At 50.3% G+C, this 24,884-nt stretch carries 26 protein-coding genes; 21 read left to right on the forward strand and 5 right to left on the reverse strand.

From position 1 onward, the window contains the following. Positions 1-144 precede the first annotated feature (144 nt). The 5 genes from hypF (at position 145) to G5B47_RS17075 (ending at position 5,913) form a co-directional block, all read left to right on the forward strand. Positions 145-2,508, forward strand: coding sequence for a carbamoyltransferase HypF (gene hypF / locus G5B47_RS17055; protein ID WP_165100428.1), 2,364 nt, complete (start codon positions 145-147; stop codon positions 2,506-2,508). Beyond that, positions 2,490-2,708, forward strand: a complete 219-nt coding sequence (locus tag G5B47_RS17060) for a HypC/HybG/HupF family hydrogenase formation chaperone (RefSeq protein ID WP_206107408.1) — start codon at positions 2,490-2,492, stop codon at positions 2,706-2,708. The genes hypF and G5B47_RS17060 overlap by 19 nt, the downstream gene beginning before the upstream one ends. After that, positions 2,701-3,786 (forward strand): hydrogenase formation protein HypD, encoded by a 1,086-nt coding sequence (gene hypD, locus G5B47_RS17065; protein ID WP_165100434.1) that lies wholly within the window; start codon positions 2,701-2,703, stop codon positions 3,784-3,786. The genes G5B47_RS17060 and hypD overlap by 8 nt, the downstream gene beginning before the upstream one ends. Positions 3,787-3,801: 15 nt before the next feature. Further along, complete coding sequence (gene hypE / locus G5B47_RS17070) at positions 3,802-4,812, forward strand: hydrogenase expression/formation protein HypE (RefSeq protein WP_165100437.1); 1,011 nt, start codon at positions 3,802-3,804, stop codon at positions 4,810-4,812. A gap of 96 nt (positions 4,813-4,908) precedes the next feature. Next, entirely contained in the window at positions 4,909-5,913 is a 1,005-nt protein-coding gene (locus G5B47_RS17075) for a HoxN/HupN/NixA family nickel/cobalt transporter (protein ID WP_025334908.1), read from the forward strand. 92 nt (positions 5,914-6,005) lie between these two features. Here the strand turns inward: G5B47_RS17075 and G5B47_RS17080 are convergent, their stop codons facing one another. The 3 genes from G5B47_RS17080 to G5B47_RS17090 form a co-directional block, all read right to left on the reverse strand. Next, the gene (locus G5B47_RS17080) at positions 6,006-6,503 is read right to left on the reverse strand and encodes an arsinothricin resistance N-acetyltransferase ArsN1 family A (RefSeq protein WP_165100764.1); all 498 of its coding nucleotides are present in this window, start codon (positions 6,501-6,503) and stop codon (positions 6,006-6,008) included. 27 nt (positions 6,504-6,530) lie between these two features. Continuing rightward, positions 6,531-7,355, reverse strand: coding sequence for an arsenite methyltransferase (locus tag G5B47_RS17085; protein ID WP_025334910.1), 825 nt, complete (start codon positions 7,353-7,355; stop codon positions 6,531-6,533). A gap of 104 nt (positions 7,356-7,459) precedes the next feature. Continuing rightward, entirely contained in the window at positions 7,460-7,909 is a 450-nt protein-coding gene (locus G5B47_RS17090; RefSeq protein ID WP_025334911.1) for a MarR family winged helix-turn-helix transcriptional regulator, read from the reverse strand. Positions 7,910-8,048: 139 nt separating this feature from the next. On the opposite strand from G5B47_RS17090, the gene G5B47_RS17095 reads away from it, so the two are divergent. The 10 genes from G5B47_RS17095 (at position 8,049) to G5B47_RS17140 (ending at position 17,208) form a co-directional block, all read left to right on the forward strand. Next, entirely contained in the window at positions 8,049-8,777 is a 729-nt protein-coding gene (locus tag G5B47_RS17095; RefSeq protein WP_084266510.1) for an SDR family NAD(P)-dependent oxidoreductase, read from the forward strand. Between the two features lie 101 nt (positions 8,778-8,878). Beyond that, positions 8,879-9,223 carry an ArsR/SmtB family transcription factor gene (locus G5B47_RS17100; RefSeq protein WP_025334913.1) on the forward strand — a complete coding sequence of 115 codons (345 nt, stop codon included), beginning with the start codon at positions 8,879-8,881 and terminating at the stop codon, positions 9,221-9,223. Then, entirely contained in the window at positions 9,224-10,534 is a 1,311-nt protein-coding gene (locus G5B47_RS17105; RefSeq protein ID WP_165100440.1) for an arsenic transporter, read from the forward strand. Between the two features lie 20 nt (positions 10,535-10,554). Further along, positions 10,555-10,974, forward strand: a complete 420-nt coding sequence (gene arsC, locus G5B47_RS17110) for an arsenate reductase (thioredoxin) (protein WP_025334915.1) — start codon at positions 10,555-10,557, stop codon at positions 10,972-10,974. A 59-nt stretch (positions 10,975-11,033) separates the two neighbouring features. After that, the gene (gene arsD / locus G5B47_RS17115) at positions 11,034-11,396 is read left to right on the forward strand and encodes an arsenite efflux transporter metallochaperone ArsD (protein ID WP_165100442.1); all 363 of its coding nucleotides are present in this window, start codon (positions 11,034-11,036) and stop codon (positions 11,394-11,396) included. A 17-nt stretch (positions 11,397-11,413) separates the two neighbouring features. Beyond that, positions 11,414-13,183 carry an arsenical pump-driving ATPase gene (gene arsA / locus G5B47_RS17120; protein WP_165100445.1) on the forward strand — a complete coding sequence of 590 codons (1,770 nt, stop codon included), beginning with the start codon at positions 11,414-11,416 and terminating at the stop codon, positions 13,181-13,183. A gap of 19 nt (positions 13,184-13,202) precedes the next feature. Then, the gene (locus G5B47_RS25960) at positions 13,203-13,331 is read left to right on the forward strand and encodes a hypothetical protein (RefSeq protein WP_268958510.1); all 129 of its coding nucleotides are present in this window, start codon (positions 13,203-13,205) and stop codon (positions 13,329-13,331) included. 207 nt (positions 13,332-13,538) lie between these two features. Beyond that, entirely contained in the window at positions 13,539-13,973 is a 435-nt protein-coding gene (locus G5B47_RS17130) for a protein-tyrosine phosphatase family protein (RefSeq protein ID WP_165100448.1), read from the forward strand. Between the two features lie 459 nt (positions 13,974-14,432). Next, entirely contained in the window at positions 14,433-16,361 is a 1,929-nt protein-coding gene (gene cooS / locus G5B47_RS17135; RefSeq protein ID WP_206107410.1) for an anaerobic carbon-monoxide dehydrogenase catalytic subunit, read from the forward strand. 25 nt (positions 16,362-16,386) lie between these two features. Beyond that, positions 16,387-17,208 carry an ATP-binding protein gene (locus G5B47_RS17140; protein WP_165100452.1) on the forward strand — a complete coding sequence of 274 codons (822 nt, stop codon included), beginning with the start codon at positions 16,387-16,389 and terminating at the stop codon, positions 17,206-17,208. A 101-nt stretch (positions 17,209-17,309) separates the two neighbouring features. Here the strand turns inward: G5B47_RS17140 and G5B47_RS17145 are convergent, their stop codons facing one another. Continuing rightward, positions 17,310-17,885, reverse strand: coding sequence for a CGNR zinc finger domain-containing protein (locus G5B47_RS17145; RefSeq protein WP_165100455.1), 576 nt, complete (start codon positions 17,883-17,885; stop codon positions 17,310-17,312). A gap of 173 nt (positions 17,886-18,058) precedes the next feature. On the opposite strand from G5B47_RS17145, the gene G5B47_RS17150 reads away from it, so the two are divergent. The 6 genes from G5B47_RS17150 (at position 18,059) to G5B47_RS17180 (ending at position 24,036) form a co-directional block, all read left to right on the forward strand. After that, positions 18,059-19,063, forward strand: a complete 1,005-nt coding sequence (locus tag G5B47_RS17150) for a D-cysteine desulfhydrase family protein (RefSeq protein ID WP_165100458.1) — start codon at positions 18,059-18,061, stop codon at positions 19,061-19,063. A gap of 34 nt (positions 19,064-19,097) precedes the next feature. After that, the gene (locus tag G5B47_RS17155; protein WP_165100461.1) at positions 19,098-19,613 is read left to right on the forward strand and encodes a DinB family protein; all 516 of its coding nucleotides are present in this window, start codon (positions 19,098-19,100) and stop codon (positions 19,611-19,613) included. 427 nt (positions 19,614-20,040) lie between these two features. Then, positions 20,041-20,778 (forward strand): SDR family NAD(P)-dependent oxidoreductase, encoded by a 738-nt coding sequence (locus G5B47_RS17165; RefSeq protein ID WP_165100464.1) that lies wholly within the window; start codon positions 20,041-20,043, stop codon positions 20,776-20,778. 245 nt (positions 20,779-21,023) lie between these two features. Continuing rightward, entirely contained in the window at positions 21,024-22,112 is a 1,089-nt protein-coding gene (locus tag G5B47_RS17170; RefSeq protein WP_206107411.1) for a zinc-dependent alcohol dehydrogenase, read from the forward strand. Between the two features lie 44 nt (positions 22,113-22,156). Beyond that, complete coding sequence (locus tag G5B47_RS17175; RefSeq protein WP_165100467.1) at positions 22,157-22,519, forward strand: VOC family protein; 363 nt, start codon at positions 22,157-22,159, stop codon at positions 22,517-22,519. Positions 22,520-22,623: 104 nt separating this feature from the next. Then, a complete protein-coding gene (locus G5B47_RS17180) occupies positions 22,624-24,036 on the forward strand; it encodes an MFS transporter (protein WP_165100470.1) in 1,413 nt (470 codons plus the stop codon). Positions 24,037-24,061: 25 nt separating this feature from the next. Here G5B47_RS17180 and G5B47_RS17185 read toward each other — a convergent pair whose 3' ends face one another. Further along, the gene (locus tag G5B47_RS17185; protein WP_165100473.1) at positions 24,062-24,868 is read right to left on the reverse strand and encodes a PaaX family transcriptional regulator C-terminal domain-containing protein; all 807 of its coding nucleotides are present in this window, start codon (positions 24,866-24,868) and stop codon (positions 24,062-24,064) included. Positions 24,869-24,884 lie beyond the last annotated feature (16 nt).

The following is a 24,884-nucleotide window of genomic DNA, read 5'->3' on the forward strand; positions in this document are numbered from 1 at the left end:
TTCATCTGCGAAGAGAGGTTTTGATTAAGAAATCTGGGGACAACAGCGGCCGGAAGTCCAAACGTTCCTCGTAGTTACGACCGATACCCAAATGAGAAAATCTCAAGTTCATATGAACCAGGAATGGAATGAGGGCGAACAGCTATGTTGAGTGAGGTCATCCGGGTGGTTGTCCAGGTGAAGGGCATTGTGCAGGGAGTGGGGTTTCGCCCCTTTGTATACCGGCTTGCGCATCAGCATGATCTGAAAGGTTGGGTAACGAATGACGCGAGCGGCGTCAAAGTGAAGGCGGAGGGCTGCAGGCCAGATATCGATGCTTTTTTGGTTTCATTGCGAACGTCCGCTCCGCCTCTCTCCTACATTGAAGAACTGACCGTGGAAGAGCACTCCCCAATCGGATACGCGGAATTCCGTATAAAAGAGAGCGTTGGCGCGGCCTCTCACGAGGTGAACCTTCCGCCAGATATTTGCGTTTGTGAGGATTGTCTTGCGGAGTTGAAGGACCCCGGCAACCGGAGGTTCCGCTATCCGTACATCAACTGTACCAACTGCGGGCCCCGGTTTACCATTACGGTTCAAGTTCCATACGACAGGAAGCATACGACGATCCGGGATTTCGAGCTATGCGAGGATTGTGCGAAGGAATACCATGATCCGCCCGATCGGCGGTTTCATGCCCAGCCGGTGTCATGTCCAAAGTGCGGACCGAAGGTATATATGCTGGACGCTTCCGGCAAAAGAGTGGAAACGGCTGACCCGATCTCATGTGCTGCCGAACGGTTGAAGTCGGGCGCCATTCTGGCGGTCAAGGGCCTTGGCGGCTATCACCTTGCTTGTGATGCGACGAAGGAGGCGGCAGTACGGGAGCTGCGGGCGCGAAAGCGCAGGGACGGCAAACCATTCGCCGTTATGGCGGATTCGCTGGAGACGGTGCTCCGCATCTGCGCCGTGACGGAGAAGGAGCGGGAGCTTCTAACGAGCCCCCGGCGGCCGATCGTCCTGCTTCCCTTGAAGCAAGAGGCGCGTAAGCTTCTTCCGTCGGCGGATTTCCTTTCCCCTGACAACAACATGCTGGGCGTGATGCTGCCGTATACGCCGCTGCAGCATCTGTTGTTTCAGGACGGAATGGAGCTGATGGTCATGACGAGCGGCAACCGTTCCGGTGAGCCTATTGTGTACCGCGACGAAGAGGCCGTACCCGCTCTTCAAGGAATTGCCGACTATTACCTGGTTGGGGAATTGCCAATCCATATGCGGACGGATGATACGGTTACCAGTGTGTTCTGGGAACGGGAGTACATCATTCGTAGATCACGGGGATACGTCCCATTTCCTATTGACTTGTCCGCTGTCGTTCAATCAGCAGAAGAGAAGCTGCACAAGTCCGGCAATCCTTCCATTTTGGCTCTGGGGGGAGAGTTAAAGAATACCTTTTGTTTGGTGAAGGACCGCAAAGCCTTTGTCAGCCATCATATCGGCGATCTGGACAACCTGGAAACGCTGGATTCCCTGATCGGCGGAGCGCAGCATTTTCAGCGCATTTTCGCAGCCGAGGCCGGGGTTGTGGCCTTCGATATGCACCCTGGATACCGCTCCTCCCAATATGCTTCCGAGCAAAAGAACATCGTCAAGATTCCCGTTCAGCATCATCACGCCCATATCGCTTCCTGCATGGCGGAAAACGGCGTTTCCGGTCCGGTGATCGGGGTCGCCTTCGACGGCACGGGACTGGGCGAAGACGGGCATATCTGGGGCGGTGAGTTTTTCGCCGGGGATTACGGCGGATTTGAGCGTATGGCCCGCTTCGGGTATGTCCCGCTCCCTGGCGGAGATGCGGGTGTCAAGGAGCCTTGGCGGATGGCTTTAAGCTATGTCCTGAATGACGATGCGGCGGAGCTTCCGGCCGAGTGGCTGAATACCATCGAGCCGTACAAAAGGGACATCGTCACACGCCAAATCCTGCAGCGCATCAACACGCCGCTCACGAGCAGCGTCGGCAGGCTGTTTGACGCCGTGTCGTCTCTGACCGGCGTATGCCATTATGCCGAGTATGAAGGCCAGGCGGCCATCCGTTTGGAAAGCGCGGCGGACCCGGAGACTTCACGGATTTATCCGTACGAAGTCAAGACTGTGCAAGGCATGCTTGAAATCGGCACAGCGCCTCTGATCCGGGAACTGGTTCGCGAAATTCGGGACGGGGTGAGCGTCTCCGGAATTTCCGGAGCGTTTCACCGGACATTGGCTGCCATTGTAGGGGATATCTGCGGGCGGATTCGATCCGAACGGGGTCTGAATGAGGTGGCGCTCAGCGGCGGTGTGTTTCAGAACCGCTTGCTGCTTGCCTTTACGGTCGACGAATTGGAACGCAGCGGGTTTCGCGTATGGCTCCACAGCAAGGTACCCGCTAATGATGGGGGGCTCTCACTGGGCCAGGCGGCGATCGCGCTGGGCAAATATCTTACACGGGAAGGGATGCGGGAAGCATGTGTTTGGCAATACCCGGAGTAGTAGCAAGCGTAAGCGGCGACAGGGCCGTGATCGATATTACCGGTATCCGGAGGGAAGTATCTATTGCCCTGGTCGATCCGGTGAACGTTGGAGATTACCTGCTCGTTCATGCGGGCTGCGCGATTGCGATCATCGATAAACAGGAAGCGATGGAGACGCTGGAGCTGCTTAATCAGCTGGCGGGGAATATCCATGCTTAGTACACTTGAACAATTCAAAAATGAAACGTTAGCGGAAGGACTGGTGAAGGCCATCCGGCGCTATGACGGCAGGACCGTTTCAATTATGGAGGTATGCGGCACCCATACGATGGCGATCTCCCGTAATGGGATTCGGGAACTGCTGCCGCCGAACGTCAGGCTCATTTCGGGGCCGGGCTGTCCGGTCTGCGTCACCCCAAGCTTTTTCCTGAAATCGGCTTTGGAGCTCTGCAGGAGAGAGGATACCATCGTGGCCACTTTCGGCGACATGATGCGGATTCCGTATAAGGGCGTCAGTTTGCTGACCGAGAAGGCGCTGGGCAGAGATATTCGTATGGTCTATTCCCCGTTGGATAGTCTTAATATCGCCCGTCAGCATCCGGACAAGACAGTCATCTTCCTGTCCGTTGGGTTTGAGACGACGGTTCCGGTCACGGCCATCGCGGTTCTGGAGGCCGCACAGCAGGGGCTTGACAATTTCATGATTCTGTCTGCCAATAAGACGATTCCGGCGGCGATGCACCTGCTGTCTTCGGACCCTGAAGTCGCCGTTGACGGGTTCCTGTATCCCGGCCATGTCAGCGCGGTGATCGGCTCCGGCCTCTACGAGGAATTGGCCAAGGCGTATGGGATTCCAGGAGCCGTCACCGGGTTCGACCCGGCGGATATTTTGGGCTCGATCCTATACGTGCTGGAGCAAATTCGGGACAACAAGGCCACCGTCGCCAACTTGTATTCCATGGTTGTTCAACCGGGTGGCAATCCAATTGCCCGGGGAAAAATAGACGAGGTATTCGAGCCTTCGGATGCCGTATGGCGGGGACTCGGACAGATCCCGGGCTCAGGCCTTCGGCTTCGCGAGAAATACAGATCCTTTGATGCGTGGGGCCTAATAAACGGCTCCGTGGAGGAGCGGGACGAGGAAGCGCGCGGCTGCCGATGCGGCGATATTTTGAAAGGAAAATGCCTCCCATCCGATTGCAAGTTGTTTGGAAAAGCTTGCACGCCCGAAACCCCGGTCGGTTCCTGCATGGTGTCGAGCGAGGGGACTTGCGCGGCATATTACCGATATCAATAGGGGGAGGGAGACCAAATGAGCGAAATCATTACTTTAGCCCATGGCAGCGGGGGAAAGATGACCCATCAGCTGATCCAAGGGATATTTCAGAAGCATTTCCGGAACGATTGGCTGCTTGAGGGCAGCGATTCGGCAGTGCTGGAAACTCTCCCGGGACAAATGGCGTTTACCACGGATTCCTATGTCATTCATCCGCTTTTTTTCAAGGGAGGGAACATCGGGAAGCTGGCCGTCTGCGGGACCGTTAACGATCTGGCGGTATGCGGTGCGATTCCGAAGTATATTAGCTGCGGCTGGATTATCGAAGAAGGGTTTCCTCTGGGGGAACTGGAGGAGATTGCGGAATCCATGGCGGCGACCGCGCAGGAAGCCGGCGTATTTATCGTGACCGGCGATACCAAGATCGTTCCGAGAGGCTGTGCGGACAAGCTGTTCATTAACACCTCCGGGGTAGGCTTTATTCCGGAAGGTCTCCGGCTGTCTCCCGCCTTGATCCGGCCGGGGGACCAAGTGATCGTCACCGGTACGATCGGGGACCACGGGACAGCGATTCTGATTGAGCGGGAACAGCTTCAGGTGGATACTGGACTTGCCAGCGACTGTGCGCCGCTAAGCGGAATGCTGGAGCTGGTAACGGCTTCAATGGACGGCGCCGTAAGACTTATGCGGGATCCGACCCGCGGCGGCGTAGCCACTACACTGAATGAATTTACGGAGGGGCAGGACTTTGGCATCCGGCTGGAGGAGAATGCGCTTCCCGTAAAAGGGGAAGTGAACGGTCTGTGCGGCATGCTCGGAATAGACCCGCTGTACATAGCTAATGAGGGCAAAGCCCTTCTGATAGTCGACGGTGCACAGGCGGACCGGGCGCTGGAGCTGCTGCGCAGTAATCCTTACGGGCGGGACGCAGCCGTGATCGGCGAAGTTGTCGCGGATCATCCGGGAAAGGTGTATATGCGTACGCTGGCCGGAGGCCACCGCATCATCGATATGCTGATAGGCGACCAACTGCCCCGAATTTGTTAAAGGTGGGCGCCGCAATATGGAATCAACGGTCCGAATCCGCAGGAATATCTGTAAAAATAAAGCGCGAGGCGCTTCTACCAGGAGAAGGTGAAATGAATGAGGAGAATTTCCGCCAGTAACGGCTATGTCTACTTTCTTGTTGTATTGGCGCTGCATGTGTTGGGGGGAGCCGGGTTTCTCACGGCTGCGGCCCGCGAGCCGAAGCTGTGGGGGCTTGGTCTTTTGGCTTATACGCTTGGCCTGCGTCACGCTTTTGACGCCGATCATATTTCGGCCATTGACAATACGATCCGGAAACTGGTCGAACGGAAGCGCAACCCTTTAGGCGTAGGCATGTATTTTTCCCTAGGGCACTCGACGGTCGTCTTCCTCATGGTGCTGGGGATCGCGCTTTCGATGAACACGTTTGTGCTCGATAATCCAAAAGTACGCGAAATCGGCGGGCTGATCGGGACGCTGGCATCCGGATTCTTCCTGATCGTCGTCGGTCTGATTAATGTGTTCACACTTATGAAGCTATGGCGCGGAGCCCTGGGGGCAGCGAACCAAACAGGCGGGAATTCCGGATTTAGTCATATGCATGGACCCAAGGGGATGTTTACCCGATTGTTAGCTCCTGCCCTTCGAATGATCAACAAAAGCTGGCATATGTATCCGCTCGGATTTCTGTTTGGGCTTGGCTTTGATACGGCGACGGAAGTGAGCTTGCTTGCTATATCGGCCAGTACTGCAAACGACTCGGTCTCGATTATCGGCATTTTGTCCCTGCCGCTGCTGTTTGCAGCCGGAATGAGCTTGATGGACACGATCGACGGCGCGATTATGACAAGGGCCTACCGCTGGGCATTCATTTCCTACAAGAAAAAGACAGCCTATAACCTGATCGTTACGGGTGTCTCGGTCGTGTCCGCGTTTTTTATCGGCGCCGTTCAGCTCGTTCATCTACTTGAAGCGAAATGGCCGCAGCATCTCCAGTGGATCAACAGGCTCGGCATAGAACATCTTGGCTACGCTCTGGCCGGATTTCTGATTTTGATTTGGATCGTCTCGATGATTATTTGGAGAGGGATGAGAGGCAGACAGGCCGTTGACGGAACGTAAATAATTGTAAAAAAAACAATCAATCGTTTAAAGGAAGCCGTCTATACCGTGCGGCTTCCTTTGCTTCTAGTTATTCTTTGTCGATGAACGGTCTATCCGAGCAGCTTCTCCATAATCATTACATCGATCGGTTGACCGTCCATCATTCCCTGCTTTTCAAAAACCCCCACTTCACGATAGCCCATTTTCCGGTACAAGCCTTGACCCAGCCGGTTAAATGGAAAGGTAAACAACACGATTTTGTAAAAGTCCCGGTCTTTGGCTTCATCTTCCAACGCCTGAAGGAGTGTGCTGCCAACCCCCTGTCCCCGGGATTCACGGCCAATGTAGATGGAGAGGTCGGCTACACCGTTATAAGCGCAGCGGTGAGAATACGGATTGAGGGAGGCCCATCCGAGCACCTGACCATCTTTCTCTGCAACCAGCACCCCATATCTGCCCTGATGCTCCTGAAACCAGGATTCCATGTAGTTCAAATCTTTGGCATCCGTTTCGAGTGTGGCTATTCGTTCCTCAATGCCCTGGTTATAAATATGTAGGATCTGGGCAATATCATCTGAAACAGCAGGGCGAACCGTAAGTGTGGATATCATTATTTTTCCCCCCAGGATTTGACCTTAGATCGATTTGGTTGCCTGAATCACAGCGGACACAATGTAATGTTCAAGGTTGGCTCCGGGAATCCAGTCTTGTATAAATGCTTTGGATTCATCTTTAGGCTTGATGGAAATATCGGTAAATCCGCTTTGCTCAAGCATGGATTCCAGCGCGCTTATCGATGAGGCGCCCGAAATACAGCCGGAGTATAATTGATCAAGATCATCCTTGATTTCCGGAGGAAGCTCAGCAGTCGTCACAATATCCGAAATCGCTAGACGGCCGCCTGGCTTGAGAACGCGGTACGCTTCATGAAACACCTGCTGCTTGTCGGGGGACAGGTTAATGACACAGTTGGAAATAATCACATTGACCGTCTGGTCTGCTACAGGCAAATGTTCAATCTCACCCAAACGGAAATCGGTATTCGTAAAATGGCCCTTGGCGGCGTTCTCCCGGGCGCGGCTGATCATTTCGGGGGTCATATCCACACCGATGACATGGCCGGTTTCGCCAACCTGGCGGGAGGCCAGAAAGCAGTCAAATCCGCCGCCGCTGCCCAGATCGAGAACCGTTTCGCCAGCTTGAAGCTCGGCTATAGCTTGTGGGTTGCCGCATCCCAGACCAAGATTAGCTCCTTCGGGTACAGCGGTCAATTCATCAGAGGAGTAACCGAGCTTTTGGGAAATGGCATTGAAGTCAGCAGGGGTATCACAGCAGCTCGCCGAATTTTTGGGATGTTCCGGGGAACAACATGAAGAACCCGATTCGTTCGTTCGTACTGCGATTTGTTTATACCGGCTTCTAACGTTTTGGCGGATTTGGTCATTCGTAAGGTTGGTCATGGGTTAACACTCCTTTGAAATTTAAATTTGAAGGCAATTGCCGCTTTAGCAGCAAGGCTCACCATAAATTAAACTTGCATTTTGCAATTATCAACCAAGAGAAATCACCCGGTTACAGGTGCGCAGCATCTGCTTGATTTCCCCATAGCCTCGTTAAAAAGCTTAACCGAGCGCAATACGGTTTCTTTCTCAAACTCCGTCATGTACGAGAAGACTTCATCCAGATAGTCGTTCATTTGTTGATCAATGATGCCGGCGATCATTTTGCCTTCCGCGGTCAAGGAGAGGGTATACACCCGCCGATCGTTAGGATCGGGCGTTTTCTTGACCAATTTCATTTGGATAAGCGATTGCACTTGCCGGCTAAACGTCGTTATTTCCGTTCCCAGCGCCTCCGCAACTTGCTGCATGGAAGGCTTATGTCGGCGATCAATTTCGTACAGCAGGTGACTTTGGGCTAAGGAGATATCGCAGCCGCCAACCGAGCAGCAATTTTTATTGAGCAGACCAAAGCGCCTGGTCATGATTTGAAATAGCTCTCGCGCATTTTCCATTTTGTCTCACCTCGTGATTTAGTTATAGCTTATTAATTTGCAAAATGCAAGTATAAATCTTATTTTTTTCTGCTTATTATTGTACGATACTTTAGTTGGCAGGTCTTAACAAAAATAATATTGAGGGTGTGAGGTAAACATGAATTTTACAAGCAAAACGATTTTAGTCTCTGGCTCCGCTTCAGGAATAGGAAGGAGTTGTGCAGAGTTATTATTGGAACATGGGGCTTCTGTTGTCGGCTTAGATGTTAATCAGAGTTCAATAACGAATGAACATTATAGACACTATCCGATCGACATTAGAGATGAACCTAAAGTAACCAATGCATTAGATGAAATTGAGGCGTTGTACGGGAAGATTGACGGACTGGCCAACTGTGCAGGCGTTTATGCAAGTTCAAAACCATTTTATGAGCTGGACATTGATGAATGGAATAAAGTGATCTCTACAAATCTAACTGGGCTATTCATACTTACCAAGCATGCTGCCCAAAATATGATAAAAAACAACATGGGTACCATCGTAAACATTAGTTGTATAAGATCAAGAATATTTAGGCCGGATATGGCAGACTATGCCGCCTCCAAGGGAGGGGTCGTCGCATTGACATCGGCAATGGCATTGGATTTAGAGGAATACAACATAAGAGTGAACTCAGTTGCTCCCGGATTTACATACACTGGAATGACCGCGAAATCATTTGATAATCCGGAAGTAAGGGCCTTTTCGGAAAAGATCATACCCGCTGGTAAAATCGCATCATCAGCGGATATTGCGAAGGTCATTTTATTTTTGTTATCGGATATGGCAGATTATATAAACGGCGAAACCATATTTGCTGACGGAGGCTTTAAAATATCCAAATGAAGCTATGTAGAGCTATTGAAGTCAGCATGTATGAAATATCATATCAGCCATTGCTTATATAAGCACATAGTTATATAATAATTGGCGAAAGGAGGCGGAACATGAGCTTTGAAATGGGTGATTTAGACGAAGTATCACAGACATTGAAGCTTTTGGGAGACAAGACAAGGCTGACAATCATGAAGCTTTTGGAGAAGCAGGAATGCTGTGTATGTGAGCTCGTTGAAATTTTCAAAACGAGTCAGCCGTCGGTCAGCCAACATTTAAGGAAGCTTAAGGATGCCGGTCTTGTTAAGGAAAACCGGAAAGGCCAATGGATTTTTTATTCAATGAATCCAAACAGTCCTCAATATGAGTTAGTTCAACAATTGATTGCCTTTGTTCCTTCACAAGATCATGAGCTGGAAGAACTCAATAAGAAAGGCCTGAGAATTTCATGTAATTAAATGGAGGTCAGCGGATTGGTTTCGGTACTATTAGCGAGTTTCATTTTTGTACTTACGTTAATCTTTGTCATTTGGCAGCCCCGGAATTTATCGATTGGATGGTCAGCCTGCGGCGGGGCCGTGTTGGCACTGCTTGCGGGCGTAGTTAGTTTTAACGATGTGCTCGATGTTACCCTGATTGTATGGAACGCTACATTAGCGTTTATTGCGATCATTCTCATTTCCTTAATCCTCGACAAAATCGGCTTTTTCGAATGGGCTGCCCTACATATGGCCAGAGCCGCACGCGGGAATGGAATCCGGATGTTCATCTATGTCACCATTCTTGGAGCGGTTGTAGCCGCGTTTTTTGCCAATGACGGTGCAGCTCTTATCTTGACTCCGATTGTACTTGCTATGGTCCGTGCACTGAATTTTGATGAGAAAAAGGTATTTCCGTTCATCATCGCCAGCGGATTTATTGCAGATACGACTTCATTGCCGCTCGTCGTCAGTAATCTGGTTAATATCGTTTCTGCGGATTTTTTTGGAATCACCTTCATGGAATACGCAGGACATATGATTATCCCTACTTTGTTTTCGCTTGTTGCCAGTATTCTAGTACTATTCATTTACTTCCGTAAAAGTATCCCGAGGGAATTCGACAGTTCTTCGTTAAAACATCCTGAAGAGGCTATCAAAGACAAGAGGATGTTCAAGTTATCCTGGCTTGTCCTTGCGGTTCTTTTGGCCGGATACTTCGTCAGTGAATTCCTGAACATTCCGGTTTCCGTAGTAGCCGGGATCATCGCGATCTTTTTCCTGCTCATGGGAAGAAGGAGTCCTTATGTACCGACAAAGGAAGTGGTCAAAGGGGCGCCTTGGGCGATCGTATTCTTCTCCATCGGGATGTATGTCGTGGTATACGGGCTGCGAAATGCCGGTCTCACGGATGTCCTTGGTGATGTGATTCAAGGCGCTGCCGATCAAGGACTATTCGTTGCGACGATAGGGATGGGCTTTATTGCAGCGATCATTTCATCGCTAATGAATAATATGCCTACAGTCATGATTGATGCGCTTGCCATCGATGCAACACACACGACAGGAATCATTAAAGATGCCTTGGTTTACGCTAACGTCATCGGTTCGGATTTAGGGCCGAAGATCACACCGATTGGTTCGCTGGCTACCTTACTTTGGCTGCATGTTCTTTCGACCAAAGGGGTGAAGATATCCTGGGGGACGTACTTTAAAACAGGGATCGTTTTGACGATTCCAACACTATTCATTACCCTTTTGGGACTTTATATTTGGTTAACCATTCTTTAATTTAAAGGAGACGATGATCAATGGAGAAGAAAACGATTTACTTTTTGTGTACAGGGAACTCCTGCCGGAGCCAGATGGCGGAAGGCTGGGCGAAGAAATACCTCAGTGATGGCTGGAATATTTACAGCGCCGGTATTGAGGCCCATGGTTTAAATCCCAAAGCTGTACAAGCCATGAGCGAAGTGGGCATTGATATCTCGGGACAAACCTCTGACATTATAGATCCGGAGCTGCTGAATAACGCTGACCTGGTCGTCACGCTATGCGGGGATGCCGCTGATAAATGCCCGATTACGCCCCCGAAGGTGAAACGTGAACACTGGGGATTTGACGACCCGGCCAAAGCGCAGGGTACCGAAGAAGAGAAATGGGCGGTGTTCCAGCGGGTCCGTGATCAGGTTGGAGCACGCATTAAACAATTTGCCGAAACCGGCGAATAATGAATAATCAGGCCGGGAGAGATCCCGGCTTCTTTTTCAAAGAAGGGAGAATTGGGTTTATGAAGTCTATAGAGATCTTTGATCCGGCTATGTGCTGCTCCACAGGAGTATGCGGCCCTGTTGTTGACCCGGAATTAATCCGCATCTCAGCGGTGGTCCATAATTTGAAGAAGAAAGAATTTAACGTGTCCCGATACAATTTAACCAGTGAGCCGGATGCTTTTGTAACCAATAGTATGATAAAGCAATTGCTTACTGACGAAGGACCGGATGTGCTGCCAGTCATCCTATTAGATGGCCAGGTGGTTAAAAAACAAGGCTATCCCTCAAATGAAGAATTGGAAGAATGGACAGGAATCCCGGCATCCGAGCTCACACAGAAACCTAAGGTGCGTATAGAGCTGAAATTGAAATCAAAATAAGGGAAGGAAGGATCGACATGTCCACCCGGTTTGATCCATTAGCCATCCTGCGTACTCCATATTTGTTCTTTACAGGCAAAGGAGGGGTAGGTAAAACTTCAACGGCCTGTGCAGCGGCAGTAGCGCTGGCCGACTCGGGTAAACGGGTTCTGCTCGTAAGCACCGATCCGGCTTCCAATCTGCAGGATGTTTTTGGCATGGAACTCTCCAATCAACCGGCTGCGATTGAGCGTGTTCCTAATCTTTTTGCCGCGAATTTAGATCCGGAGACGGCAGTGGAAGAATATAAAGCAAAGGTGGTCGCTCCCTACCGGGGTGTTCTGCCCGATTCAGTGATCTCCACCATGGAAGAACAGTTGTCGGGGGCATGTACCGTAGAAATTGCTGCTTTCGATGAGTTTACAACCCTCCTGACCGATGAACAATTGAGATCGCAATTTGATCATATCCTGTTTGATACGGCGCCCACAGGCCACACGCTGCGCCTTCTTCAGCTGCCGTCCGCATGGAAAGGATTTCTGGAAGAAAGTACTCACGGAGCTTCCTGTCTGGGCCCGCTGGCCGGACTGGAGCGTAAGAAAGAGGTCTACGAGCAGGCTGTACGGACGTTATCGGATCAACTTGAAACGACTTTGGTGCTGGTAACACGCCCGGATCGGACGCCTCTGCTGGAAGCGGCAAGGGCCGCTGAGGAACTCCGAGAGATCGGCGTCACCTGTCAAATATTGATCGTTAACGGTCTGCTTCTAAAACCGGAATCAGAAGACCCGATATCATCTGGGCTGTATGAGCGGCAGCAGACCGCTTTAAGCGAGATGCCTGATGCACTCACAAATCTGTCGATATTCCATATTCCACTGGTTGCGTTCAACATCCTGGGAGTCGCCAGTATGCGGCAAATGTTTAAACCGACGGATTCTGTTTCTATTGAAATTGCTGCCGAGGAAGCGCCGCCCCGCTTGCCGTCTCTCTCTGCCCTGATCGACGATGTTGAGCAAGCCGGCATCCGCATTTTGTTCACGATGGGCAAAGGCGGGGTGGGTAAAACAACCGTCGCTTCCGCTCTAGCCCTCGGTTTGGCGGAACGCGGTCATAAAGTGCATCTCAGCACAACGGATCCCGCCGCTCATATCGAGACTCTATTTGGCAGGAATGACAGTTTGGTAACTCTAAGCAGAATTGATCCTAAGGCTGAAGTTGATCAATATCGGCAAGAGGTTATCAGTCAGAATGCCGAACTGCTGGATGAAGAAGGCCTTGCTGTTCTTGAGGAGGACTTACGGTCACCCTGTACGGAAGAAATCGCAGTATTCCGGGCTTTTGCCGAACTTGTTGAACGCTCCAAAGACCAGATCGTAGTCATCGATACCGCACCTACCGGCCATACGCTTCTCTTGCTGGATGCCAGCGAGGAATATCACAAAGAAGTTGCCCGGTCTGCAGGTGAGGTCCCGGATTCGGTTCGAATGCTTCTTCCAAGGCTCCGCAATGTGAAGGAAACAGCAGTAATTATCGTAACCTTGGCAGAAGCGACTCCTTTTTATGAGGCCTTCCGGCTGGAGGAAGACTTGAAGCGCGCCGAAATATCCGTAAGATGGTGGACCATTAACCAGAGTTTGGCTGCCTCCGGAACCAGAGAACCGGTATTGAAAGGCAGGGCCAGGGCGGAGGTTCCATGGATTCGGGAAATCAGCAAAAGGGCCGGCGGTCAGGCGGTGATTATTCCTTGGAGATTGAAAGAGATCCGCGGAGTAGAACAATTGACGGAACTTGCACACCTTCATTAAAGATGAAGGAGGTACGTGGATGGTAATCACAGATGGCGCCAAACACTACATTGAAGAAGCAATGAAAGAATCAGGTATGACTACCTTGAGATTCGGTTTAGCCGGAGCGGGCTGCTGGGGCCGGCCCGGATTATCAAATGATGCTTAACACACCGCGCGAAGATGACGTGATCCATGTGGTCAAAGACATTCAAGTGGCATATGATCCCCAGATTGCCGAACTCGTTAAAGAGATGACTCTCGATTATACCCGAGACGACGAAGGGGCTGGTCTGGTGATTAGTAGCGGCGGAAGCTGCTGTTAAGGCATGGTAATGCCAATTTGAATTGACATAAGAACAAAAGGGAGATTCCTATGACAAAAACTTATCAAGCTTTGGTAGAAGACAAAATTTATTTTGGCGGAGCTCAAGATGTCGAACAAATGGTTAAAGAGGAAGGTGTCGAGGTCGTCGTAGATCTGCGCGAAGAGGCGGAGGGATGTGCGTACCCAGTAGATACTGTTCAGTGGATTAAAGTGCCCTTGGGAGACCATGCAACAGAGCCGGAAGGAGAGCTCTTCCGCACAGCAATTCAGGAAGTGGTGGGTGCTTACCGAGCAGGAAAGAAAGTTGCTTTTCACTGTGGCGGGGGAAAAGGACGCACGGGTACCGTGGCGGTCGGAACACTGCGCGAATTGGGGCTTGCCGATTCATTGGAAGAAGCCGAACAAAAGGCCAAAGCCATTCGGCCCATTATCGCTGTAAAACCCATTCAATGGGAATCATTAAGAGCGATCTATCCGAATTAACCGAGGGAGAGACGTGCCGCGGAAAAGGATGCTTAGCAGGCTTGCCGAGACGAAAAGCATGGTCAACTGGACGGCCGCTGGATTGATTGCATTTATCGTCGAGAAGCTCCTGATCTCCGAGGATTAGCGCCTGAGACTTAAATTGGATGCAGCTCATCAATTCAGCGATCCCTTGATACTGAACGGCTAACTGGCCGTTCAGTTTTTTTAATTCGACTTCTAAGACTTGTTCTACGCTTTCCGGATTGTGATCTTTTAATGAATATAGTACACATTTTACCTTGCCATATCGCATGATTTATAAAAAGGTTCACTGGTTCGAAGCATAGCAAATGTTATAATTGCCAATAGATTGCAATTTATCAATAGATTACTACACGTAGGAAACAGACGAAGCTGCTAGCGATAATCCGAAGGCAATCTGAAATTGTTATGAAGGAGAGAGGGCGTGAAATACTAGTGGGCAAAATAAGAGAACCTGAAGAGATCTCCAATGATACTCAGGTTCAGCAAATGCTGGCGGTTGCGAGAAGCAGAGGGATCGAGACGGCCTTCGATCGTGCCGACCAGACGGCGGCGAGGTGTCCTTTCGGGTCAGCCGGCCTCTGCTGCCGTTCCTGCCTGGAAGGTCCCTGCCGGATTGTCCCGAACGGAAGCGGGCCGAGGCGCGGCGTTTGCGGTGCGGATGCGGATACATTAGTCGCGCGAAGTCTCCTGAACACGATGATTCAGGGAGCGGCGGGCCATGCTGAACACGGCCGGGAAGTCGCGGAAGCTTTGCTGAAGACGGCGGAAGGAAAGGCTCCGTATGTGATCCGGGATGTCGGCAAATTGATGAGAGTCGCGAAAGGCTTGAACCTGGAGACGGAAGGGAAATCCATTAACGAAGTTGCAAAGGCTGTGGCGCTTGCGGCGCTTGAGGATTTTCAAAAGCATGAGGGCGTGATGAACTGGATTGAGTATCGGGGACACCAAAAGTCGCGCGAAATCTGGGATAAGCTTGGCATCACGCCGGTGAATGCCCATCTGGAAATCGCAAAAGCGGTCACTCGAAACGCCATGGGCGGAGATGCCGATCCGCTTAACCTGCTGCTGGGTTCGGTTACGATGGGGCTGGTGGACGGCTACAGCGGACTGCATTTGTCTTCCGATCTGCAGGATATACTGTTTGGGACGCCGAAAGCGGTCAAATTCAATTACTCCCTTGCGGTGCTTGATGAGAAGAAAATTAATATCGCGGTTCACGGCCATATTCCGCTGTTGTCGGAGAAAATCGTTGAATGGGCGCAGATACTTGAGCATAAAGCCCTGACTGTCGGTGCGGAAGGAATCAATATTGTCGGTGTCTGCTGTACGGGAAATGAGCTGTTAATGCGTCAGGGGGTGCACGCCGCTTCCAGCTTTTCTTCCCAGGAACTGGTTATTGTGACAGGCGCGCTCGAAGCGATGGTTGTCGATATTCAGTGTATTATGCCGGGAATCCAGCAGGTGGCGGAATGTTATCATACGGAAATCATTACTACGATGCCGCATGTTAAAATTCCGGGTGCGACGCACGTGAACTTTGAACCGGAATACGCGGATGATGCGGCCAGGGAAATCGTGGAGCGAGCAATCCGTAATTTTGCAAAACGGGACCAGGCCAAAGTGGTTATCCCGACCGGTGCGGTGGAGGCCCATGCCGGTTTTTCCGTCGAGCAGATTTGTGAAGTGACGGCAAAAATCAATGCGGACAAGCCTTTACAGCCGTTGATTGACGCGATCAAAGACGGAACTATTCGCGGAGTTGCCGCAGTGATCGGGTGTACCAACCCGCGGGAGCCGCAAGATATAGGCAATGTCACTGTTGCAAGAGAGCTGCTCAAAAACAATGTACTCATTGTGACCACAGGCTGCGCCGCGCATTCGTTGGCCAAATACAGGCTCATGAATGAAGACGGTCTTGAAGCTTGCGGCGACAGTTTAAAGGCTATGCTGCTGCAGCTCGGTCAGCTTGCGGGCTTGCCCGCACTGCCGCCGGCACTTCACATGGGCAGCTGCGTGGATAACTCCAGACCGCTCGATTTGCTGTCAGCTATTGCGGACGAATTGGATGTTCCCATCTCCAGCCTTCCCGCAGTCGGCAGCTGTCCGGAAACGCATAGCCCAAAGGCGCTTACAATCGGAACTTATTTTATGGCACATGGAGTGGACGTTCATGTCGGCGTGGACCCGCAGATATCGGGCTCGAATCTGGTTGCCCGGACACTGACCGGAAGCCGCGAGGATCAAGGCATTACGATGGATGGATTGTTCGGAGGGAAGCTGATCGTTGAAAGTGACCCTGTGAGAGCGGCCGCTATTTTACTTGAACGGATTGATATGAAACGAGAAGCGTTAGGGATCTGAAGATAAGGGAGGGAGATGGAGAAAAATGAGCCAGACCTTAAAAATCGCAATTTCAGGCAAAGGCGGCGTGGGAAAAACAACGGTTGCCGCGATGTTCGCCCAATTGCTTACAGAAAAAGGGCACCGGGTGCTCGCCATTGACGCCGATCAGGATGCCAATCTGGGTATGGCGCTTGGGTTCAGCAGAGAGGAACTGTCGAAAGTCCGCACCATCGCCGATGATCGGGATTTAATCAAGAAAAAGACCGGGAGCGAGCCGGGCGTCAGCGGCAGCTGGTTCTCCCTGAACCCGAAAGTCGACGATATTCCGGAGGAATATGTTGTGAGCAAAGAAGGCATCAGACTGCTGCAAATGGGCGGAGCAGCTAAGGGCGGTACCGGCTGTGCCTGTCCGCAGAGTACGCTGCTGAAAACCTTGCTCAATTATCTGGTGACCGAGGAAAATGACGCGGTAATTATTGATTTTGAAGCGGGACTTGAGCATCTTGGACGTTCAACTGCCAAAAACGTGGATGCGCTGATCCTCGTAATCGAGCCGGGAAGCCGAAGCCTGGAGACGGCAAAATCCGTAATCCGGCTGGCGAGGGATATTGGCATTGAACAATTCTATTTGATTCAAAACAAATGGATGGAGTGCCTCAGCAGTACGGATGTGTCCTTGTTCGCCGATGAACGGGTTACTCTGCTTGGCAGCATTCCGTTTGATCCGATCTTTGTATCCGCTGATCAAGAAGGTACGGCCGTTTATAACGCTTTGGATGACGGGCTCATCGGTAGTTTTGAGCAAATGCTCGAGCAGCTGCTGGAAGAGTTGAATGGTATACGGAAAAATGTTGGGGTGCGTTAAGTGTCTCGAATGCTTCAAACTTCTTCCATTAACATTCATGTAACTGTAGAAATAGAGAGGCATCACTCAAAAAGTGGTGGCTCTTTTTTTCACCTTTGTTGTTAAGAGCGATCCTTGTGTCGTGCTGCTTTCATACGATTTCCGCATATCTTCATAGAGCACCATTTGCGTTTTCCTGTAACATCCATGAACATCCATAGGCATTTGGGGTTAGAGCATCGATGAAGAGCGGCAAGCTTGCCGTGCGTCAGCAATTCCAGTGCATCATAAGCAATCAGGGAAAGAAGCGCATTTAAATAAGGTCCACAGGGAATGGGTAATAGCTTATTTTCCTTGATTGCAAAGGTAAATGGAGCGTTATGGATATATTTCTCCAATGAATGAATCCAATGCTCGTCCACTTGCTGCCCATCAGCGATATTCTCAAAGCCTTTTCGCAAAAGCCCCCTAAGTTCTTTAAGATCGGACATGGATTCTTGTGTGAAAGGGTCAGGATTGTTCTGTGAGAATTGTTCGGCATGGATGACTTGCACGGAGAACATGTGTTCAAGCCAAGAATACACTTGCTGATCGGTTTCCAGCAGATCATGTCTTTTTCCTCTACGATTCTCTTCTGTATTAACCAAATTCAAAGATAAAGAGTCTGAAATAAACTGAAATTTTTCTTGAACAGGCATTATATGGGGTCACCTTTCGCTTTGTTTTCTAACTCTATTATATACGTATGAAGGGTTAATTTAAAAGGAAAAGATATATAACTAACCCTATAATTTGTGTTGACAGGTTAGTTTATTGAAAATTATAATGAGTTACGTTGAACAGGAAATCGCAGAAAGCAGGGGGAATGGGAATGAAAAATATCTTGGCTCTGCCTCGTGTCATGTTAGGAACATGGCCTACTCCCTTACAACCTACCAACCAGCTATCCCGGCAGTTAGGTTGTCAGTTTTGGATCAAGAGGGAAGATATGACCGGTCTTGGAGGAGGGGGGAATAAAGCAAGAAAGCTTGAATTTCAATTAGGCCAAGCTATTAAGGATGGAGCTACTCACATTATTACGACTGGAGCCGTACAATCCAATCATGCCCAGCTAACCGCTGCTGCTGCCAGAAAGCTTGGGCTAAAGCCTCATTTGGTATTAAGCGGTCAACCCGACAAGCAACGCCGTGGTAATTTGTACTTGGATCACTTGATGGATTCGGAAATTACCTTCGTAAGCCCGCCAGCCGATCGCCCGCCTTTGGAGGTTATTAATGAAGCGATGGTTCAAGTTGCTAAGACCATAACCAGCCAAGGCGGGACCCCCTGCATTATTCCGGAAGGAGGGACGGATGCGCTCGGAACCATTGGTTATATCTTGGCTGTTCAGGAGTTGGTTCAGCAGATCAGCTCCATGCAGATGGATGCCAAACGTATTCTTATTGCTGTCGCGACAGGAACTTGCGGTACACATGCAGGATTAATCGCTGGTGCAAGTATTATTCCGAATAACTTTGAGATTTTGGGTGTAAGTGTAAGCGGGAATACGGATATCAAAAAAGAAAAAACGGCCAGAATCGCATCAGAAACATTGAAACTGGCCGGGTATGAGCAGACGATAGACGAGGGACAAGTGTGGATCGAAGATGGTTTTATTGGGTCAAGATACGCTGATATAACCGAGGCCTGCCGCAGTGCCATTCATCTAACCGCGAGATCAGAAGGGATTTTCCTGGATCCGGTTTACACAGGCAAAGCCATGGCGGCTTTGATTCACATGGGGCAGCATGGACAATTGTCTAAGTATGATGCAGTTATTTTTATTCACACCGGCGGGTTTCCTTTACTATTTAACTATGACTACGCCATTCTGTAATTCATAATTCATCAATCGAGGAGTGTATACACCTATGCCAAATGAAAACGTACAAACAAATATCAGCACCCAAGTGGGGAAAGATTTAAAAGTGATTGCAGAGGGACTATTAGATGACGTCTTTAAAATTGTTCGAAATCTTCCTCCGGAAGCTCTCAATTGGACACCGAATCAAATGAAAAATAGTCCCTTTGTCTTGACCTACCATTTGCTGGGATCAGCCGCTTATTGGATTGGAGATGTGGTAGGGGGAATTCCAACAGATCGAGTTCGCGCTAATGAATTCGGTGTTCAGGGAGATCATACAGAACTGGAACAACTGTTAGAAGATACAAGAGACCGTTTGAAAAAAACGTTTGATAATTTAACAGAAACCAATTTATTACCTGCACCGATTGATTTAAGCCGAGGGGTTTTGTGCTGGGGAGAAGTTCCTCCGGAAGGACGCACTTCCATCTGGGTCTTAGTTCACGACCTTTGCCATATTGCTTACACGCTGGGGCAACTGGATAGAATCAATCGTCTCTGGGAATCTCACTTAGAAAATTGAGATACATATACAAATATTTGTTAGAGTAAAATTAGTATGAAAAGCGGAATCCAGAGATATTACAACTGGAATCCGTTTTTTTGTACTCAAAGGAAATATGTGTACTGAACGAAAAAAGTATCGTTTTACCATACACCAGTCAATCGGCTGTGTTGACTAACATAGCGAATTGGTTGTATTCTTGGTTAGAATGAACGTTCGATTTTTATAGTGAGAAAGGAGGAGTCGACTGTTTGAGAAATACAACAAGGTACAGCGAGCCGTTTTGAACATCACTTAACATCCTTATTCGGAAGGAATTACAGGCGACCTCGATGGCGCTAATCTCAAAGGAATCTGGCGTATCAACGGGAAGTATTCTTTTTTATTACCACTAGAACGAACGTTCAATCTATTTCGAAAATACAAAGATATGGAGGTTTTGAAAATGAAAAACAAAATAGCCTTAGTGGTAGGTGCAACAAGTGGTATAGGTAAATCGACTGCAGTGATATTAGCATCCAAGGGAGCTAAGGTTGTCATCGCAGCCCGCCGTGAAGAGAAGGGACAACAAGTTGTGGACGAAATTCGCGCTCTGGGTGGAGAAGCCGTTTTCTTGAAGATGGATGTTGCGAGTGAAGAAAGCATACGCGATGGCATTCAGTGGATCGTTGATCATTATGGAAGGTTGGATTTAGCTGTAAATAGCGCAGGGATAAGTAAAACACCTGCTCCTTTGGTTGAAACCGATACAAAGGATCTCCAAGATGCGTTTCAAACGAATGTTATAGGCTTGTTTGCCTGTATGAAATACGAAGTCCGACAAATGCTGAAAACAGGAGGCGGAGCCATTGTGAATGTTTCCTCCATTGCTGGAATTAGACCTACCAATCTTTCTAGTGCTTATAGTGCATCAAAATTCGCTGTTGAGGCTTTAACTAAAGTAGCTGCCAAAGAAATGGCTAATCAGAATATTCGAATTAATTCCATCGCACCTGGCCCAACCAAATCTGAAATTACGGAAGGACTTGGAGATGCAATGATTGAAAAATTTTCGCAAATGATTCCAATGAAAAGAATCGCTGAATCAGAAGAAATTGCCAAAGGTATAGTCTTCCTACTCTCAGAAGAAGCATCTTTCACAGTTGGCACAACATTAGTTATGGATGGCGGCTTTATTATTTAAGCTGTTTTAATCAAAATCATTGATTTGGAGCCGCGCACTGCGCGGTTTTTTTATAGGAAACCAGTTCATGTCCTTCGACAGTATGAGATGAGGTTGTGGTATGAACTTAAATCAATGGTAAACCACGCTTAGTCATAACGATAATGCGTCTTAAAGTATAATAATAATATTTACTTACGCACTATATTATGTTATATTTCTCCCTGACGCCGGCGTTTGCATTTTTTAAAAGGAGGAAATTGCCTATGAGCAACACGATGAAGGCATGGCAAATCGAAGGATTCAGCAGCGGATTACAACTCAAGGAAGTTCCGAAGCCGGAAGTACGTCCGGGAAGTGTGCTGGTCCGAATCGAAGCTTCGTCGCTGATGTCGTATCTGAAAGAATATGTCGAAGGCAAGCTCCCGACCTATTTGCCGCCGAAAGGCTGGTTCACTCCCGGAGGGAACGGCTTCGGGGTTATCGAGGCCGTCGGTCCCGACGTATGGCATTTGAAGCCGGGGCAGCGTGTCATTTTATCCTCGCATCTGGTCTCGGGCGAAAATGTCCCTGAAAAAGGGCAAATTTTGATGGGTGTCACCCATTTCGGCGGTATAGGTGAACAAATGCAGGCCGATTGGGCCGACGGGACCCTTGCCGAATATGCGCTGTTCCCGGTTATGGCGGTCACTCCTGTAGAAGGATTGGACCCTATTGCTCCGGAGCAGTTCGCCGTCTTCAGCCGCTGCGTCGTACCATACGGCGGACTCGTGCGAGGCCGATTGGCGGCGGGTGAAACGGTCGTCGTCACCGGCGCGACCGGGGCTTACGGAACGGCGGCGGTGCTTGTAGCGCTGGCCATGGGAGCGGGCAAAGTCGTCGCAGCCGGTCGCAACACCACGTCGCTCGAGATGCTGGCTCAAGCTGCCGGCAGCCGGGTTACAGCCGTGGCGCTCAGCGGCGACGTCCAGAAGGATGGTGAAGCCCTACGCGAAGCGGCGGGGGGCGAAGCCGACATGGCATTCGATATGATCGGCCAGGCCGGAGACCCGAACGCGACGCTGGCGGCACTCGGGAGCCTGCGGCAGCGTGGACGGCTCGTGCTGATGGGCAGCATGACCTCGCCTTTGCCTGTCAACTACATGCAAATGATGTTCAACAGCCTGGAGATCATCGGCCACTTCATGTACGATGCCGACGCCCATCTCAAGCTGCTGAATTTGCTGAGAAGCGGACAGCTTGACATGAGCCCGATCGCAACGAAATTATATTCGCTTAAGGATTTGCCTGAAGCGATGGAAGCCGCCGCAGCGGCAAGCAGTCTCGAATGCGTCGTAATACGCCACAATATGTAATTTACACGATAAGTAATTTATTGGAGAGGATGAATGTTATGCTCGTGACCGACCGAATACTTCGCCTTTATACCGACAAAGAGAAATTCGAAAGCACGATCGCCTTCTACGAGAATATTCAAGGCACTGACTGCGAGATGCGCTTCGATATTGCCGAACGGGACATTCAAGGCGCGAAAATCGGCGGTGTTCTTATTTTGTCCGGCGACAAGGAAGCGCTGGACCCAGTTCGCGATATCCAGGCTATCTTTTACGTTGATTCCCTTGGCGAGTTCGAGCCGTGGCTGAAGGAGAACGGGGCGGAAATTGTGCACGGCCCGCACTCGAACGCGTTCGGCAAAAACATGATGGTTCGGAATCCCGACGGACTGTTGGTGGAGTATTTCGAGGCTAAAACTGACAGCTGACCTTAAACGAAGCTTGCCGCGGTGCGCGCCTCTTCAGGCGCGTGCTGCTGGCATTTTGGCCCCGAAGACTTGCCCAGAATTGAGAGGAAGAGGGTGAGTGAAACATGAATGACCAACTCGCGGCTTTCCATTCGATCAATCGCCTAAAGATGACTTCAACCGCCAGAAAAATGACCGGCATTGTCGCCATGGCGGCAATGCTGAATCCCCTAAACTCGTCGATGATCTCGGTTGCGCTCCTGAAAATCGCTCCCTATTATCAGATTTCGATCGCGCAGACGTCCTGGCTGATTTTAGGTTATTTCCTGATGACGGCCATCGGCCAGCCGGTTATGGGCAAGCTTGCCGATCTGTACGGGCCCCGCCGCATTTTCAGCGCCGGGCTCATTTTCGTTGCCTTGTTCAGCCTGCTTTCCGTTTGGGCGCCGTCGTTCGGGTGGCTGGTAGCCCTGCGCATTTTGCAGTCGTTCAGCAATACGGCGTTATTTCCGGCAGGGATGGCAATGCTTCAAGCTTCTGCGGCCGCAGCCGGGACGAATGACGGGAAAATTCCCGTTTCAGCTACAGGGATGATTTCCTTCACGAACAACATTACGGCGGCGCTCGGCCCGGTCATCGGCGGTTTTCTTGTATATTTCATCGATTGGCGATCCATTTTCTGGATTAACGTCCCGATTGTGATGCTGATCATGACTTTATTCCGCCTATGGATTCCCCGAGAACAATCCTCGGCCGTCGCTGGCTGGAGCGTGGTGTCCTGGCGGAGCCAGCTTGATATTCCGGGTATTCTGCTATTTAGCAGTACGCTTTTCGGGCTCATGTACTTTCTGCAGTCCATGAAGAACGGCCCGATTTGGTGGATGCTTATTGCTGCCGCGTCTTCGTTTAGCGTGCTGATCGGCTACGAATTGCGCAGTGAGAACCCGTTTATCAATGTGAGGTTTCTGAAGTCTAATTTGAAACTATTGATGGTGTATGTGCAGTACGCAGGTACAAGTTTTGTGTATTACTGTATCCTCTATGGTTTGCCTTTGTGGCTGCAGCAGCTGCGGGGATATTCGGCGAAGGAGACGGGGCTTATTCTGCTGCCGATGCTGGTATCCGGAATCGTAGCGACGCAGGTGGCGGTCCCCATCATTTCCCGCTACACGTACAGAAGATCGATCGTCATCGGGTACATGTTTCTGGTCCTTGGCACAGCGCTGCTGCTGCTCGTAAAATCAGATACCACATTAACTTGGCTGCTGGCCGTTCTAGCTATTCTTGGCATCCCGAACGGCCTTGCCAATGTTGGCTGGCAGACGGCTCTGTTCACGCTTGCCAAACCGGGGGAGACAGGCGCGGCGTCCGGGTTATTCCTTACCTTCCGCTCTTTGGGGAGCATTTTAGCGACGAGCCTGATCGGCGCCGTCTTCAGCGGCAAGGCAACGACGGGCAGCCTCAATGAAGTCGCCGCCGTTATTTTTGCCGCTAGTCTCATCATGGCTGCGACGAGCTTCAGCCGCAAGCTTGTTTGACAGCTTAAGCCGTCATTGTCGATATTCAGTCCGTCGAAACAATCAGGGAATACAACTCTTTGTCCCTTTGGAGCAGGGGAGCGAGCTTATGGCCGATATAAAAGTGATACAACTCCCGAGCCTTCGGCATTTTCCAATCGTCCGGCAGCAACTCTTTCGGCAGGAATGGGTCTTCCAGCAAAATTTCACCGAACGCCTCTCCGGCCTCCAAAATGAGCAGCAGGACATCCCACGGCATAAGCTCCGAGCTGTTCTCTATGAAAGCCGACGATTCTTTGATCTTGTCGTTGATCCACCCGATAAACCAGGCGTATTTCTCGTTCAGCGTCTGGACGGGCCAAATCCGTTCCGCGTCGATCGCCGTAATCGGACCGTGCCGCAGCTCGCCGATTGCAGTGCGAATCCATGATTTGTCCAAGCCGAACTGCGCAGCAAACTCGAGCACGGCGTTCTCGCGATTGAACGGGCACACGAAGACGCCGTCGAATAAGAGCCCGTAACCGATTTGCATAAGCTCGCGGCGGAACGAATTCCGCATCGAACGATGCTGCTCGGGAATGCTGAACATGACGAAATGCCAGCGCTCGTCCCACAACGTATCCATGCCGGAAAATTTCAGCTGCAGGCTCTCGATAACCCGTGCGCCTGCTTCCGCCAAATTATATTTCCGGTCTTCGGCCACGATGTAGCCTTTCTTCTTTAAGGAAGAGAGCGTATTGCGAATAACCTGTTCGGATTTGCCGCGACCCTTGAAGATCCGAATAAACTCGGAGGTCGAAATGGCTCGCCGATGCAGGAGCATGTACAGGATTTGTTTTTCTAAGGACAGCATGACAGCACCTCGTTCC

Origin of the sequence: Paenibacillus apii (assembly GCF_011043685.1) — a bacterium.
Taxonomy (GTDB): Bacteria; Bacillota; Bacilli; order Paenibacillales; family Paenibacillaceae; genus Paenibacillus_AQ; species Paenibacillus_AQ sabinae.

What these genes read in the sequence shown, in the direction of transcription:
- hypF (WP_165100428.1), top strand. Translation starts at nt 145, where the DNA reads ATGTTGAGTGAGGTCATCCGGGTGGTTGTCCAGGTGAAGGGCATTGTG.
- hypD (WP_165100434.1), top strand. Translation starts at nt 2,701, where the DNA reads ATGCTTAGTACACTTGAACAATTCAAAAATGAAACGTTAGCGGAAGGA.
- hypE (WP_165100437.1), top strand. Translation starts at nt 3,802, where the DNA reads ATGAGCGAAATCATTACTTTAGCCCATGGCAGCGGGGGAAAGATGACC.
- G5B47_RS17075 (WP_025334908.1), top strand. Translation starts at nt 4,909, where the DNA reads ATGAGGAGAATTTCCGCCAGTAACGGCTATGTCTACTTTCTTGTTGTA.
- G5B47_RS17085 (WP_025334910.1), bottom strand. Translation starts at nt 7,355, where the DNA reads ATGACCAACCTTACGAATGACCAAATCCGCCAAAACGTTAGAAGCCGG.
- G5B47_RS17090 (WP_025334911.1), bottom strand. Translation starts at nt 7,909, where the DNA reads ATGGAAAATGCGCGAGAGCTATTTCAAATCATGACCAGGCGCTTTGGT.
- G5B47_RS17095 (WP_084266510.1), top strand. Translation starts at nt 8,049, where the DNA reads ATGAATTTTACAAGCAAAACGATTTTAGTCTCTGGCTCCGCTTCAGGA.
- G5B47_RS17100 (WP_025334913.1), top strand. Translation starts at nt 8,879, where the DNA reads ATGAGCTTTGAAATGGGTGATTTAGACGAAGTATCACAGACATTGAAG.
- G5B47_RS17105 (WP_165100440.1), top strand. Translation starts at nt 9,224, where the DNA reads ATGGAGGTCAGCGGATTGGTTTCGGTACTATTAGCGAGTTTCATTTTT.
- arsC (WP_025334915.1), top strand. Translation starts at nt 10,555, where the DNA reads ATGGAGAAGAAAACGATTTACTTTTTGTGTACAGGGAACTCCTGCCGG.
- arsD (WP_165100442.1), top strand. Translation starts at nt 11,034, where the DNA reads ATGAAGTCTATAGAGATCTTTGATCCGGCTATGTGCTGCTCCACAGGA.
- arsA (WP_165100445.1), top strand. Translation starts at nt 11,414, where the DNA reads ATGTCCACCCGGTTTGATCCATTAGCCATCCTGCGTACTCCATATTTG.
- G5B47_RS25960 (WP_268958510.1), top strand. Translation starts at nt 13,203, where the DNA reads ATGGTAATCACAGATGGCGCCAAACACTACATTGAAGAAGCAATGAAA.
- G5B47_RS17130 (WP_165100448.1), top strand. Translation starts at nt 13,539, where the DNA reads ATGACAAAAACTTATCAAGCTTTGGTAGAAGACAAAATTTATTTTGGC.
- G5B47_RS17140 (WP_165100452.1), top strand. Translation starts at nt 16,387, where the DNA reads ATGAGCCAGACCTTAAAAATCGCAATTTCAGGCAAAGGCGGCGTGGGA.
- G5B47_RS17145 (WP_165100455.1), bottom strand. Translation starts at nt 17,885, where the DNA reads ATGCCTGTTCAAGAAAAATTTCAGTTTATTTCAGACTCTTTATCTTTG.
- G5B47_RS17150 (WP_165100458.1), top strand. Translation starts at nt 18,059, where the DNA reads ATGAAAAATATCTTGGCTCTGCCTCGTGTCATGTTAGGAACATGGCCT.
- G5B47_RS17155 (WP_165100461.1), top strand. Translation starts at nt 19,098, where the DNA reads ATGCCAAATGAAAACGTACAAACAAATATCAGCACCCAAGTGGGGAAA.
- G5B47_RS17165 (WP_165100464.1), top strand. Translation starts at nt 20,041, where the DNA reads ATGAAAAACAAAATAGCCTTAGTGGTAGGTGCAACAAGTGGTATAGGT.
- G5B47_RS17170 (WP_206107411.1), top strand. Translation starts at nt 21,024, where the DNA reads ATGAGCAACACGATGAAGGCATGGCAAATCGAAGGATTCAGCAGCGGA.
- G5B47_RS17180 (WP_165100470.1), top strand. Translation starts at nt 22,624, where the DNA reads ATGAATGACCAACTCGCGGCTTTCCATTCGATCAATCGCCTAAAGATG.
- G5B47_RS17185 (WP_165100473.1), bottom strand. Translation starts at nt 24,868, where the DNA reads ATGCTGTCCTTAGAAAAACAAATCCTGTACATGCTCCTGCATCGGCGA.